We start from the raw sequence: 13,826 nt of genomic DNA on the forward strand, positions 1-13,826 counted from the left end.
CTATGAAAAAAATCGCAAGCATCTTGATCTTGGGAAGTGCTGTATTGGCATCGCAAAGCCATGCCGGTCTTGGAACATTGAGTAGTCTGGCATCAAAAGCAGTTGCAACGACAACAGGCACATCTTCACAAAATCTGGATTTGGCGGGTTTTCTTAAGCAGGCACAAGCCACCAATGCCATGTTTATTCAAAGCCGAACGACACTGGCAACCCTGTTTGCTGAACGTAAAGACAGTGAAGAGCTGAAAACCAAATTAAACAGCTTGAAAACTACCTCAGACGTAAAGGAAAAAGAGGCCATCCAGAAAGAGATTACCAAATTGACCAATGATGTTCTGGATGCATCAAAAAAGGATGAAGCGGCGACACTGGAACGTATTAATGCATTAAGTGTAAGCCAGAAACAGCTTCTAGTTAACTCACTTACTAACTTTGCGATTGCGGGCTTGTCTGCACGCGAACTCGTGCTTAATAGTAAGCAGGTGTCTATGCAAATGCTCAGTAATCCGCGTAGTGTCAGCGATAGCGGTATGTCTTTTATGGATGCCAAAGGTCTATTAGGTGATGTGACTGGAATTGCAAAAAACGCAACAATGGCATTGGTGGAGTATCCGCAATTGATGAAAAAAGCGGGCTTGAACTTTAAGGCGCCAGAATCTGCAGCAGCAAAACCAGTTGATATTTCTGATTCAATCTAAGCAATATGAGTCTAGCCTGTTTTCGAACAGGCTTTCTTTTTTTATCTGGCGACGTAAAATGAAAAAGTCCATCTGTTTCTATGAGCTTTGCATTGTCGCGAAATATTCAAATTTATCTACAAAAAATAGATCAGTTCTTTTCGATTAAACCGCCTGAATCACGGGTAGAGCAAATCAAAAATCGAAAACTGGCAATTTATGCGCGACGTAACCAGTTGCTGTCAGATCAATTCAATCATCCGATCCAATCTCTGGATTTCACCGCCACTGAATATGGCAAGCCTTATTTAAATGACTATCCGGATTTCAGTTTTAATCATAGTCATAGTCAAAATTTCTACGCCCTGGCCACGAGCAGGAATGTCCAAAACTTGGGAATCGATATTGAAGAACTGAGCCGTAAAGTCCGTTTTGAAGCTTTGGCACAGCACGCCTTCCATCCTGAAGAACTCAAAACTTGGCAAACGCTGGCTTATGATCCCGAATACTGGTTTAAAGTCTGGACGACTAAAGAGGCCGTGTTAAAGGCATCAGGCTTGGGAATCCGGATCAACCTCAACGAACTCAATACCAATATCCATCCTGAGCAAAATGGTGGGCGCTGCGAACATCCAGAGATTGGCATCTATGCTTATCAAAATTATTCTATTGCTGGCTGTATGCTCACCGTGGCCTGGCAAAGTGAGCATTCCTGCAAAGGGTTGAGATTTCCAGTGATCCAGATTCATCACACTGTCTAAAACAGAATCAACCCAAATATTTTTTATTTTCTGGAAATGACCAGGTTACTCAGCCGATTCACAAATTGTGGACTCATCCGCGACAAATGAAATAAAAACTGGCTTTTGAATCCAACCGGATGATGCGTTGCTTGCCAAATGGAATCTTTGAGCTGTGCCAGTTTCAGAATCTCTTGTGCAACATCTTCTGCTTTTAAATGCACACCCATTTTTTTAATACTTTCTGCCTGCATATCTTTGACCATGGCTGTACTGACGAAAAGCGGCATGACATCCAAGACTCGAATCCCATAGGGTTGCCACTCAATATCCAGACTTTCAGTCAGGCCACGCACCGCAAACTTGCTGGTGGAATAACTGCTTAAATCGGCCTGGCCATAAATCGCCGAAGCTGAAGATAGATTAATGATGCGGGCAAATGAAGATTCTTTTAAATAAGGGAAAGCGGCATGACAGCCGTTCATGACTCCTTTAACATTAATATCCAGAGTCCGATGATGCGCCATAATATCAGTTTCTTCAAAAGGGCCTGAATATAAAATCCCGGCATTATTGACCAGAATATTGATTTCACCTGCCCAAGCTGAAAATTCGGCTAAAGCTGTTTCCCAGGACGTATAACCAGCCACATCCAGAAAACCGGCTTTGGCATGTTCGCCCAGTTGCTGGGCCAGTTGTTCTGCCTGCTCCACCTGAACATCATAAATACCCACCTTGTAGCCGTGCTGGTAAAATAGGGCGGCTGTCGCGGCACCAATTCCTTGTGCTGCACCGCTAATCAATATACTGTGCATGTGCCTGATCTCCTTATTGTCTTTTTTTTGAGCATAACAAGAAACTGGCAGATTGACGCGACAATTTGGTAAAAAAAAAGAGGTTTTTAAACATGGAACAACTACTCAAGGTCATGCGCGAATTACGTGAAAAATGTCCATGGGATCAGCAGCAGACCCCCGAATCTCTGACCAAATATGCCATTGAGGAAGCTTACGAAGTCGAAGCGGCAGTCCGCTCTGGAAAAGTCGACGATGTCCGCGATGAGCTGGGTGATTTGCTGTTACAGGTAGTGTTCCAGTCGCAGATGTACAGTGAGCAGGGCGCTTTCGATTTTCAGGATGTGGTGCAGGCCATTACCGATAAACTGATTCGCCGTCATCCGCATGTATTTCAAGCTGAACAATTTGCAAAAATGAGTCCGGAAGATGTGTCCGAGCTATGGAAAGAAATCAAACAGCAAGAAAAGCAGGGCAAGCCGCGTTCACGCCTGGATCAGATTAAACATGCACCGGCTTTGGCGCAGGCTGATGAAATTCAAAAAAATGTCGCCAAAATCGGTTTTGATTTTCCGGACATGGCGGGTGCTTATGCCAAGCTGGAAGAAGAGCTGGCTGAATTAAAAGAAGCGGTAGCCGGACAAAATTCCGATGAAATACAGGAAGAATTTGGCGACTGCTTATTTTCTCTGGTCAATGTTGGACGTAAACTTGGCATCTCCAGCGAGATGGCATTATTGGGTACGATCCATAAATTTCGGACCCGCTTTGCCTTGATGGAAGATCAGGCAGAACGACAACAATTAGACTTGGAAAAGCTGTCACTAACTGAACTTGATCAGCTGTGGGAACAGGCTAAATTAGAATTAAAACAAAGAGCAGCACATGAAAAAAATACCTTATCGAATCGGTCCGACGTGGATTAATCTTCTTCTGAGTTGCTGGTTGGGCTTTATTTCTATCGGAACAGCGCATGCGACTGCGACCGATTATATGGAATGGAAGACCCAGCAACAGCAACATGATGCACGTCTGAAGAAAAAAGCTGCCGCTACGGCTTCATCCGAAAGCAATCACTATCTGGCGAAGCCTGCATTATCGGCATCTTCCGCTGCTGATAAAATCAGTTTAAATAATGCAACTGTAGAGCAATTACAACAGCTGAATGGGATTGGTCAAAAGAAGGCCGAAGCGATTATTGAACATCGGCAAAAAAACGGTAAATTCAAAAGCATTGAAGAGATCCAGCTAGTCAAAGGTATTGGGCCGGCATTATTTGCCAAAAACAAGGCCAAACTGGCCTTGTAAGGCGACAGCATGGATCATGACTAGCTGATTGATTTGACTCGCAGGATTGACATAATCAAATTGCCCTTTAGGCGTGTAAGCGATATGATTAGCGTCATCTTGGAATTTTACGTTCAGACGTAGGAGACAGCGTCTTTTGCAAACTTTGCGCGCGTCAAAATGTGGTTTATCAACCGCTCAATTACCTTCTTATATTCTCGATGTGATTGATGCCTTAAACAAGGCAGGCTATGAAGCTTATATCGTGGGTGGTGGTGTTCGAGATCTGATGTTAGGTTTGAATCCTAAAGATTTCGATGCAGTTACCAATGCAACCCCGGCTCAGGTCAAGGAAGTTTTCGGACGACGTTGTCGGATTATCGGACGACGTTTCGAACTGGCGCATGTCTATTCAGGGCGGGAACTGGTTGAAGTGGCAACCTTCCGTGCACCACCAAAAAAAGCAGTGACCTCGGCCGCGGGGATGATTCTGCGTGACAACAACTGGGGTAGCATCGAGCAGGATTTTGCCCGTCGTGATTTCTCCATCAATGCAATGTACTACCAGCCGCGTAAAGGCATTGTGCTGGATTTCTGCAATGCGGTCGATGATATTCACAGCAAAACCTTACGCTTACTCGGTGATCCGACTTTAAGATTTGAAGAAGATCCGGTGCGGATGCTGCGAACCTTACGTTTTGCGGCCAAGCTGAACTTTAATATTGATGAGGCGATTCTGGATGTCTTTACGCCGGAAATGACCCAGTTACTGCGTGATGTTTCTCCACATCGACTTTATGATGAATCACAGAAACTGTTCACCATGGGACACCTAAATCGTGTCTTGCCAATGCTGATCGATTTCGGCATCTGGCAGCAGTTATTTGCAGATATCAAGCCTGAAATTACGCCGTTTATGGAACGTGCTGCGAAAAATACCGATCAGCGTATTTCTATCGGCAAGACCATCAACCCTGCATTTTTCTATGCGGTATTGTTATGGCAGCCGTTCCTTGAGCGTTGTGAATTCTATCTGAATAAAGGTGTAGTAGCGGCCGAAGCCCGTGCCCAAGCTGGGCTCGACGTATTAAAACGTCAGGCAACCCGCACTATTATTCCACGCTTTGCGGAAACCTTTATTCGTGAAGTCTGGGAAATGCAAACCCGTTTGTTGAATCCAAAACCGCAGCAAATCGAGGCTTTGTCCAGCCACGCGCGTTTCCGTGCCGGCTTTGACTTTTTGCTGCTGCGTGAAAAATCAGGTGATGCGACTGCCCAAGGCATGGGCAGCTGGTGGGATGCTTACCAGCAAATGAGCGGTGACGAGAAAGAAAGGGCCATTAGCCAGTATAACCGTCAGCGTGCCAAGAGCCGCCGCAAGGCGAGTCAAGAAGAACATCTGGAACAGAAACTGACCCAGCAGCAAGATCTCGCTGAGATTGAGCCGTTAGTGAATGAACCTGAACCACGCAATCGTCGTGTGCGTAAAGCCAAGTTTGAAGACAAGGCGAAACCTCTGTCGCATGTGGCAGCCAGTGCCAGCGGTGAAATTGGCGCAGATCATCCGATTATGAAACGTAAGCGGGTAAAACGTGATCTGAGCCAGGTGGTGTTTGGACCAACACAATGATCGTGACGTATATTGGCCTAGGCAGTAACCTAGGCGATTCACGCCAGATTCTGGCAGAAGCTGTACAGAAACTGGCGACCTTGGGGCAGGTGAAAACTTCGCATCTGTATCAAAGTCCACCGATGGGACCACAGGATCAGCCGAACTATCTGAATGCAGTGGTGCAGTTAAATACCGATCTGGCCGCTTTAAGCCTGCTGGATCGTTTGCAAGCCTTTGAGCAGGACGCCGGTCGGGTACGTTTACGTCATTGGGGCGAACGTACGCTGGATCTGGACTTACTAATCTACGGCAATGAGCAGATTCAAAATGAACGCTTAACTGTGCCGCATATTGGGGTATTAGAGCGTGATTTTGTCCTGATTCCCCTTCTGGATATTGATCCTGAAATACAGGTTCATGGACACAGATTAAAAGACCTGGACATCGTCAAACAATCGACCCTCACGGTACTCGATAACAGCAACTGGGCAAATATTTAATTTTTAAGTGATGGTAGCTTCGTCAGAACTTTCAAGCATAGAGGAACATTTTCATGGTCAGTCTGAGTGATTTAAGACGCTTTAAAGCAGATGGACGCAAATTTTCATGTCTGACTTGCTATGATGCCAGTATGGCCAAAGCCATGGAAATTGCCGAAGTGGACAGCATTTTAATTGGCGATTCTCTTGGGATGTCAATTCAGGGCCGTGATTCGACTTTGCCGGTCACGGTTGCAGATATGGCCTATCATACGGCTGCGGTACGCCGTGGTAACCAGCATGCTTTTATCATGACTGATTTGCCATTTATGAGCTATGCCACCTTGAATGATGCCTTGCAAAGTTCGAAAACCGTGATGCAGGCTGGCGCGCAAATGGTGAAAATGGAAGGCGGTGCATGGTTGGCAGAAACCGTGCAAGTGCTGACCCGTAACGGTATTCCGGTGTGTGTGCATTTGGGTCTTACTCCGCAGTCGGTACATGTTTTTGGTGGCTATAAACTACAAGCCCGTACCCGTGAAGCGGCTGATCAGCTCATTGCAGATTGTAAGGCAGTGGTCGAGGCGGGTGCTGCACTATTGCTACTTGAATGCGTACCAGCACAGCTTGGTCAGGAAATCACCGAACTGTTTCCGCAGATTCCGGTGATTGGCATTGGCGCGGGTGCAGCCACTGACGGACAAGTATTGGTGGTTCAGGATATGTTGGGCCTGACCTTTGGCCACACTGCAAAATTTGTACGTAATTTTATGCAAGAACAATCGGGTGCAACAGCCATTCTGGATGCTTTCAAAGCGTACCATGCTGCAGTTTTAGATGGATCTTTCCCGGCACCAGAACAAACTTTTCAGGTTGAATTGTAAGATGAAAACAGAAACCACCATTCAGGGCTTAGCGGCATCCTTAAATCCGGCGCGTACCAGTCGCAAGATTATCGGTTTTGTACCGACCATGGGCAATCTGCATCAGGGACATTTGAATTTGGTGCGTGAAGCACGTAAGTTGTGTGATGTGGTGGTGGTCAGTATCTTTGTCAACCCGATCCAGTTTGGGCCCAATGAAGATTTTGACAGCTATCCGCGCACGCTTGAACAGGATCAACAACTATTGGCTGAAGTTGGTTGTGACATCGTGTTTGCGCCGACGGTTGAGCAAATGTATGGCAAAAAACCGCGTCTGACCAATATCAGTGTCTCTGACATTACCAATGATTTATGCGGTTTGCAGCGTCCCGGCCATTTTGATGGTGTGGCGGTGGTGGTCACTAAATTGTTTAATATCGTACAGCCGAATTACGCCTTCTTTGGCCAGAAAGATTATCAGCAATTGGCGGTGATTCGTCAGTTTGTACAAGACCTGAATATTCCACTGGAAGTGATTGGTGTACCGATTGCCCGTGCAGAAGATGGCCTGGCTTTAAGTTCGCGCAATGGTTATTTAAGCGAAGAGCATCGTGCAATCGCACCGGTCATTTATCAAAGCTTGCAACGGGCTGAACAGCAATTACATGCAGGCGTGGAACTGGATACGGTATTGGCCGAAATTCGTCAGAGCCTAACCGATGCCGGTTTCGTTGTTGATTATGTTGAAGCCCGCACGCCAGAATTACAAAAAATTCATACGTTTAATCAAGATCTTGTGTTATTTATAGCTGCAAAGTTGGGGAATACACGTCTGATCGATAACCTGCAGGTTAAATACACTGCCGGCTAAGATGAAAGGGTAGCATGCATGAAGCGCATTTTAATTGTCACAGGACAATCTGGTTCGGGTAAATCATCTGCATTACAGGTGCTTGAAGATCTGGGTTATTACTGTATTGATAATTTGCCTTTGGCATTGCTTCCCGAAATTGTGGCAAAACTGGACAGCGAAAACAATCTGGAACAGTTGGCGCTGGGCGTCGATGTGCGCAGTACCCGGGCAGATTTACAAGAATTTGATCATGTATTTGAGCAACTGCAACAGCATGGTTCGGTCGATATTATCTATCTGACCACGCAGGATCAGGAGCTGATTGCCCGCTTTAGTGCTTCGCGTCGGCCGCATCCTCTGGCGTCACGCTTTAAAAGTCTGAATCAGTGTATACAGGAAGAAAAAATCCTGTTGATGCCGATTCAGTTGCGTTCTACGGTACATATCGATACCACCGATAAAAGTGTGCATGATCTGAAACATACCTTGTTGTCCAAGCTTGGACAGGCCGATAACCTGATCCTGATTCTGCAATCCTTTGGTTATAAGCATGGCATTCCACTGGATGCCGATTATGTCTTTGATGTCCGGCATTTGCCGAATCCGCATTGGGAACTGGAACTGCGCAAATTTTCAGGGCTAGATCAGCCCGTGCAGGCGTTTTTACAAAAGAGCGATCAGGTCGAGGATATGTTCAATGATCTGTATCATTTTCTGGACAAGTGGTTGCCGACCTTTGCTGAAGGGCATCGTCATTATATGACCGTGTCGATTGGCTGTACCGGTGGTCAGCATCGTTCTGTTTATATTGTGGATAGACTAAAAAAAGCCCTTGAGGCAAAATGGTCTATTCAAGTCCTCCATCGAGAAATGAAGCACTGGTCATGATTGATACGACAGTTGACGTAATTAATAAACTGGGTTTACATGCACGCGCATCTGGTAAACTGATAGAAGTTACCACCAAATTTCGTTCCAGTATCCAGATTGGCAAAGCGGATAAACTGGTAGATGCAAAAAATATCATGTCCTTGCTGATGCTCGGTGCGGGCAAAGGAACAACTTTACGCTTGGTGATTGAAGGAGCAGACGAGGACAAAGCCTTATCTGAAATTCAGGCACTATTTGCAGCAAAATTTTATGAGGCAGATTAATCGTGGCACGTCGACCGAACAGTTTAACTGAAGAAGATTTTGATTCTTTAGAGGGACGCGCAAGTAAGACCGAACAGAAAAAAGCAGTCCAGCGTATGGCTGCTTTGGGTGCGCAGCTTGCAGAGCTGAGCGCTAAACAAATTAAAAACCTACCCGTAGATGAGCGTTTGATTGACGCCTTGCTTGATGTGCAGGCAATTAGTTCACATGAAGCACGTCGTCGTCAATTTTCACGGATTGGTAAATTATTACGTAATGAAAATGAAACGGTGATTTTGTCTTATTTAACACCCAAACAAGGTCTTAAAAAGACAGCTCAATTACAGCGTTGGGTGGATCGAATTGTTAAAGATGGTGATCCAGCCATCAATGAATTTACCAAAAACTATAATGCGACAGAGCGTCATACCTTACGTCAACATTATCTTCGGGTACACCGTGATTTAAAGAATCAAGCACCTGAAGAAGAAGTGAATGCTTCTAAATTAAAGCTGTTTAACTATGTACAGCAAGTGGCATTGATTTCTGACAATTAAGCAGCCATATAAAAAGGCGGTCTTTTTAGGCCGCTTTTTTTATAGCTATTCTGAGCCGATTGGTTTGACGTAGACATGCATAGCCTATAAGTGATCTATTTTAATATTTCTATTCCAGCTTCTAAAACTGCACTGAGGATAAAAAACACAAAATTTTCATAATTAATTTGTTAATAAATGTAAGTTCTTTACAATCCTCAGTGGTTTTTTGGATCTGTTTTTAGTCGAAATGCTGATATTTAAAATATTTCTTACATTAGAATTGTTAAGATATTTTAAAAAATTAAAAATTAATTCTGAGCATTATTAGGTAGATGAAGCCTGATATAAAATCTGTTTTTAATCATAAGGTCAAACTATATAGTTGAAAAATCATTAGCTTTTACTTTAAATAAAGTAAAAAGCGATGGTGGGTATTTTTTATTCAGTACTGTGTTACAGTAAATACAAATAAAGATACTTATTTTAGGTGAGATAGATTAATTTCAAATACTTATGTAGGTTTTTTTAGAATAGTAAATTTTCAAGTTATTCTTAATCAATTAAATATCAGTACCTTGCAGTTAAGAATGTATCTGGATAGAAACAGGTTAACAAATCCTTTAACCTAGAGGTGGGTTTTCATCGTTGAGTAAATATAGAATCTTTGTTATTGATTGTATGAATTTGGTCGGCTGTGTTTTCTTTATTCCATAAACATTCAGAGAGGCAGACATGGAACTAAAACTGCTAGAGGTCGGTCAGAATACGGAGCAATTAAGCTCGTGCCGTATATCTCTCATTTTAGGTGTCTATACCTCCAATAACCTATTAGACACCTTTTGTAAGATCGCCCGTAAAGTTTTAAACGTTAAAACCAGCATTATTCGCTTCCACACGGAGCCCTATATCTGGTACAGCTGTCCGCGCGGTTTCCGGGCTTTGCACGCCCCGCAGGACGTGAATCTGCCTACGTATCTGCAACAGGCAGATGTTATCGACCAGACGCATCCTGCTTATACAGAACTGTCAAATTATGTGAAAGATCTCGGTGTAGCGCATCAGAGATTGGTCGCCTTTAATTTAAAATCAAGTAGCGGTGTGTCTTTTGGACAGGTCATTTTCTTTGATGATCAGACCGAACTGTTCGATCAGGACGATATTGCCACTATTAAACAATTTGCTGAAAGTTTAGTGATTCGAATTCAGCTCAATCAAGAACATACTGAACTGAAAGAATTATATGAACAGCAATGCGCACTCAACTTCAGTAAAACCAAATTTTTCCAGATTATTGCGCATGACTTGCGTGCACCATTTCATGGTTTACTGGGCTTTTCCGAAGTGCTAGCGCAGGAGCGTGACACTCTGGACGAATCCAGTATCCAGAGCATCGCGGATTATTTATATGATAATGCACAATCGACCTATAACCTGCTGGAAAGCCTGCTGACTTGGGCGATGGCAGAGGGTGGACGCTTTATTTATCATCCGATTAATTATGAATTGAAACAATCCAGTAATATTGTGTGCAGTGTGCTGAAAAGTCTGGCCTTAAATAAAAAAATTGAACTGGTTGATAATATTCCTGAAGACATCAAGGTACATGCGGATATCAACATGATTACCTCTGTCTTGCAGAACCTGGTGTCGAATGCGCTTAAATTCACCCCGGTGAATCAAGGCGGTAAAGTGATTTTAGCTGCAGAAATGGAAGGCGAGCAGGTCAAGATTACGATTCAGGATACTGGCTTGGGCATGACTGAAGAGCAGATGCAGAATCTGTTTAAACCGACTTTGGGTGTGAGTGTCAGAGGCACAGCTGAAGAGAAAGGGGCAGGTTTGGGTCTGGTGCTCTGCAAGCGCTTTATTGACCTGAACCATGGTCAAATTGCTGTAGATTCCAAAGAGGGTCGGGGTACGACCTTTACCGTGCATTTACCGATGGTCACCAATGATCATCAGGCACTGGTGCTTGAAGATGTACATATCGAGCAATCTTAAAGAAGTAAATTTCAAGCTAAAACATTCCCACTGAGACAAAACTCCTGCTATAACTAAGCAGAATGTTTCAGGGGAAGAGTTGAGTGATGAATGCGGCACAATTGCAGAAAACCTTAAGAGCTAGCCAATATACCGAACAGGTATTGGCCAATCACCAGAGTTTACTGGAACAGGATTATGCAATTGATCAGTTTCAAGGCTCACTCAGTCGGGAATATATTGATCAGCTGGTGCAGCACTGCATCCTGAATATAAGCGATGAAGCAACGTGGATGCGCGCAATGCGTATTCTGCGGGCTCGTTTGATGTTTCGCTGGATCTGGCAGGATGCCAATCAACTCACCGATGTTATTACCCTCACTCAAGAACTCTCCGATTTTGCCGATGCCTGCATCTGTGCGGCGAAAGATTTTGCCCGTATTCCGGTCGCTGCCAAGTATGGCCAGCCGATTGGCTATAACGGAAAAGTCCAGGATCTGATAGTCATTGCCATGGGGAAACTCGGCGCCCAAGAACTCAATCTTTCCAGTGATATCGACCTGATTTTTGCCTTCGATGAGCAGGGTGAAACCGATGGGCGCAAATGTATTGATGTACAGCAGTTTTGCATCCTGTGGGGACAAAAACTAATTCATTTGCTGGATCAGATCACGGCAGATGGTTTTGTATTCCGGGTGGATATGCGCCTGCGTCCCTGGGGCGATGGTTCGGCGCTGGCCATTAGCCACGCGGCCTTGGAAAAATATCTGAGCCAGCATGGACGTGAATGGGAGCGTTATGCCTGGATTAAAGCACGTATTGTTAATCCAAGTCCGGAAGGTGACGAGCTGCTGGAGATGACTCGTCCATTTGTATTCCGCAAGTACGTCGATTACAGCGCTTTTGAAGCCATGCGCGAAATGAAAGCCATGATCGAGCGTGAAGTACAACGCCGGAATATAGAAGATGATATCAAGCTCGGAGCTGGCGGCATTCGCGAGGTTGAATTTATCGTGCAGGTGTTTCAGCTGATTTATGGTGGAGCCAAGCTTGAATTGCAGGATCGCCAGTGTCTGGTAAATCTGAATCATCTGGATGATGCCGAGTTACTGGATGAACAGGCGGTGCAGGATCTGGAAGATGCCTATTTATTCCTGCGCCGGGTTGAGCACGCGATTCAGGCCCTAAATGACCAGCAAACGCAATCATTACCGACAGAGCCAGAGTTAAGGGCGCGTATAACGGACACACTTGGTTTTGCGGATTGGGACAGCTTTATGGCATATCTCAATGAAAAGCGTGACAAAGTGATGTATCAGTTTGATCATTTAATCAAGGAAAATGGCCCTGACACCTTGGTTGAAAGTTTTTCCCAGTTGGAAAAGAAACTCAAAGAAGTGTTGGATGATAATGCAAAGAATCTTGTCTATGAGTTTTGGAATGGGCATGCCTTAAAAAAATTACCGGCAAAGGCGGTACAACGTTTAAAAACCTTCTGGCCGCATTTAATTGAAGCCGTTTTACAGTCAGATGATCCTCAGGTGGCGTTGGTGCGCTTGATGCCCTTAGTCGAATCAGTGATGCGCCGTACGGTATATCTGGTGATGTTAATCGAGAGTAAAGGGGCGTTGCAGCGACTGGTGAAGATGGCCACGGTCAGCCCCTGGATTTGTGAAGAACTGACCCATTATCCGGTGCTACTGGATGAATTCCTGTCGATGGATTTTGAATTGCCAAAACGTCAGGATCTGGAAGACTCTTTACGTCAGCAACTTTTACGGATTGAAATTGATCAGGTCGAAGACCAGATGCGGGTCTTGCGCCTGTTTAAAAAATCTAATGTTCTGGCCGTTGCCGCCAGTGATGTGCTGGCTGAAAGTCCTTTAATGAAAGTTTCCGATGCCTTGACCGATATTGCTGAAGTATCGGTGAATGCAGCGCTGCATCTGGCTTATCAGATTGTTGCGAAAAAACATGGTTTTCCACTGGATGCAGAAGGGCAGCGCTGTTCAGTTGAGCATACTGCTTTTGCCGTATTAGGTTATGGTAAAGTCGGTGGAATTGAATTGGGTTATGGCTCGGATCTGGATCTGGTGTTTATTCACTATATGGGTGAACAGGCCGATACCGATGGACTTAAGCCGATCAGTGGCTTTGAATTTGCCATGCGGGTTGCACAAAAGTTTATGTCACTGATGACCACGCAAACCTTGGATGGACGTGTATATGAAGTCGATACCCGATTGCGTCCATCGGGCGAAGCTGGGCTTTTGGTCACCAGTTTAAAAGCCTTTGAACAGTATCAGTTCAAGAGTGCCTGGCTATGGGAGCATCAGGCCTTGGTACGAGCCCGCCCGATTGCGGGTGAAATGAGCTTACGGAAAAAGTTTGAAGTCTTGCGCCGGGATATTTTGATTCAGCCCCGTGATGAAAATTATGTACGGGCAGAAGTACTGAAAATGCGTCAGAAAATGAAGGAGCATCTCGGTTCTTCTAAAGAGCAAAAAAAAGATGGTATTTTTCATTTAAAACAAGATGCAGGTGGTATCGTAGACATCGAATTTATGGCACAGTATGCGGTGTTGGCTTGGAGTGGGACGAATAAAGATCTCGCCCATTTCTCCGACAATGTACGAATTCTTGAGGATGCCGCAAAATCAGGTTGCTTATCCAGCGACGATGCGACTGCTCTGATTCAAGCTTATCTCCGTGAACGCGCCGAGAGCCATCGCTTAGCCCTTGCAAATCAATCCATGCAAGTGTCTGCAAGCGACTGGCACGATACCCGAATGACCGTTTGCAAGTTATGGCAAAGACTGATTGATCCAAGTGCAGACTTTGCACTGGATAGTGAATAATTGTGAGAAAT

Annotated in this window: 14 protein-coding genes; 13 read left to right on the forward strand and 1 reads right to left on the reverse strand. The window is 44.8% G+C overall.

Going from position 1 to position 13,826, the window contains the following annotated elements; all coding sequences use genetic code 11:
* Positions 1-2 precede the first annotated feature (2 nt).
* Entirely contained in the window at positions 3-698 is a 696-nt protein-coding gene (locus ACP7AK_RS06625) for a hypothetical protein (RefSeq protein WP_180038806.1), read from the forward strand.
* Positions 699-778: 80 nt separating this feature from the next.
* The gene (locus ACP7AK_RS06630) at positions 779-1,438 is read left to right on the forward strand and encodes a 4'-phosphopantetheinyl transferase family protein (RefSeq protein WP_425879190.1); all 660 of its coding nucleotides are present in this window, start codon (positions 779-781) and stop codon (positions 1,436-1,438) included.
* Between the two features lie 23 nt (positions 1,439-1,461).
* Here ACP7AK_RS06630 and ACP7AK_RS06635 read toward each other — a convergent pair whose 3' ends face one another.
* A complete protein-coding gene (locus ACP7AK_RS06635) occupies positions 1,462-2,232 on the reverse strand; it encodes an SDR family oxidoreductase (RefSeq protein WP_425879192.1) in 771 nt (256 codons plus the stop codon).
* Between the two features lie 92 nt (positions 2,233-2,324).
* Here ACP7AK_RS06635 and mazG point away from each other — a divergent pair, with 92 nt between their 5' ends.
* The 11 genes from mazG to glnE all read left to right on the forward strand — a co-directional run bounded on the left by mazG (position 2,325) and on the right by glnE (position 13,815).
* On the forward strand, positions 2,325-3,137 hold the full coding sequence (mazG, locus tag ACP7AK_RS06640; RefSeq protein ID WP_425879193.1) for a nucleoside triphosphate pyrophosphohydrolase: 813 nt from the start codon (positions 2,325-2,327) through the stop codon (positions 3,135-3,137).
* Positions 3,097-3,519, forward strand: a complete 423-nt coding sequence (locus ACP7AK_RS06645) for a ComEA family DNA-binding protein (protein WP_222110534.1) — start codon at positions 3,097-3,099, stop codon at positions 3,517-3,519. The genes mazG and ACP7AK_RS06645 overlap by 41 nt, the downstream gene beginning before the upstream one ends.
* A gap of 136 nt (positions 3,520-3,655) precedes the next feature.
* Positions 3,656-5,128, forward strand: a complete 1,473-nt coding sequence (gene pcnB / locus ACP7AK_RS06650; protein WP_425879195.1) for a polynucleotide adenylyltransferase PcnB — start codon at positions 3,656-3,658, stop codon at positions 5,126-5,128.
* The gene (folK, locus tag ACP7AK_RS06655; protein WP_425879197.1) at positions 5,125-5,610 is read left to right on the forward strand and encodes a 2-amino-4-hydroxy-6-hydroxymethyldihydropteridine diphosphokinase; all 486 of its coding nucleotides are present in this window, start codon (positions 5,125-5,127) and stop codon (positions 5,608-5,610) included. Before pcnB ends, folK begins: the two co-directional genes overlap by 4 nt.
* A 53-nt stretch (positions 5,611-5,663) precedes the next feature.
* Entirely contained in the window at positions 5,664-6,473 is an 810-nt protein-coding gene (panB, locus tag ACP7AK_RS06660; protein WP_004278337.1) for a 3-methyl-2-oxobutanoate hydroxymethyltransferase, read from the forward strand.
* Position 6,474: 1 nt separating this feature from the next.
* Positions 6,475-7,323 carry a pantoate--beta-alanine ligase gene (gene panC, locus ACP7AK_RS06665; protein ID WP_005107864.1) on the forward strand — a complete coding sequence of 283 codons (849 nt, stop codon included), beginning with the start codon at positions 6,475-6,477 and terminating at the stop codon, positions 7,321-7,323.
* An 18-nt stretch (positions 7,324-7,341) separates the two neighbouring features.
* Positions 7,342-8,193 (forward strand): RNase adapter RapZ, encoded by an 852-nt coding sequence (gene rapZ / locus ACP7AK_RS06670; RefSeq protein ID WP_004278335.1) that lies wholly within the window; start codon positions 7,342-7,344, stop codon positions 8,191-8,193.
* A complete protein-coding gene (locus tag ACP7AK_RS06675) occupies positions 8,190-8,459 on the forward strand; it encodes an HPr family phosphocarrier protein (RefSeq protein WP_034438008.1) in 270 nt (89 codons plus the stop codon). Before rapZ ends, ACP7AK_RS06675 begins: the two co-directional genes overlap by 4 nt.
* 2 nt (positions 8,460-8,461) lie before the next feature.
* Positions 8,462-8,995, forward strand: coding sequence for a ribosome biogenesis factor YjgA (yjgA, locus tag ACP7AK_RS06680; RefSeq protein WP_005107862.1), 534 nt, complete (start codon positions 8,462-8,464; stop codon positions 8,993-8,995).
* Positions 8,996-9,709: 714 nt separating this feature from the next.
* The gene (locus ACP7AK_RS06685; RefSeq protein ID WP_253145092.1) at positions 9,710-10,978 is read left to right on the forward strand and encodes a sensor histidine kinase; all 1,269 of its coding nucleotides are present in this window, start codon (positions 9,710-9,712) and stop codon (positions 10,976-10,978) included.
* An 86-nt stretch (positions 10,979-11,064) separates the two neighbouring features.
* Positions 11,065-13,815 (forward strand): bifunctional [glutamate--ammonia ligase]-adenylyl-L-tyrosine phosphorylase/[glutamate--ammonia-ligase] adenylyltransferase, encoded by a 2,751-nt coding sequence (gene glnE / locus ACP7AK_RS06690; protein ID WP_425879201.1) that lies wholly within the window; start codon positions 11,065-11,067, stop codon positions 13,813-13,815.
* Positions 13,816-13,826 lie beyond the last annotated feature (11 nt).

Source organism: Acinetobacter sp. TWP2-2-3 (genome assembly GCF_049896445.1).
In the GTDB taxonomy this organism is placed as follows: Bacteria; Pseudomonadota; Gammaproteobacteria; order Pseudomonadales; family Moraxellaceae; genus Acinetobacter.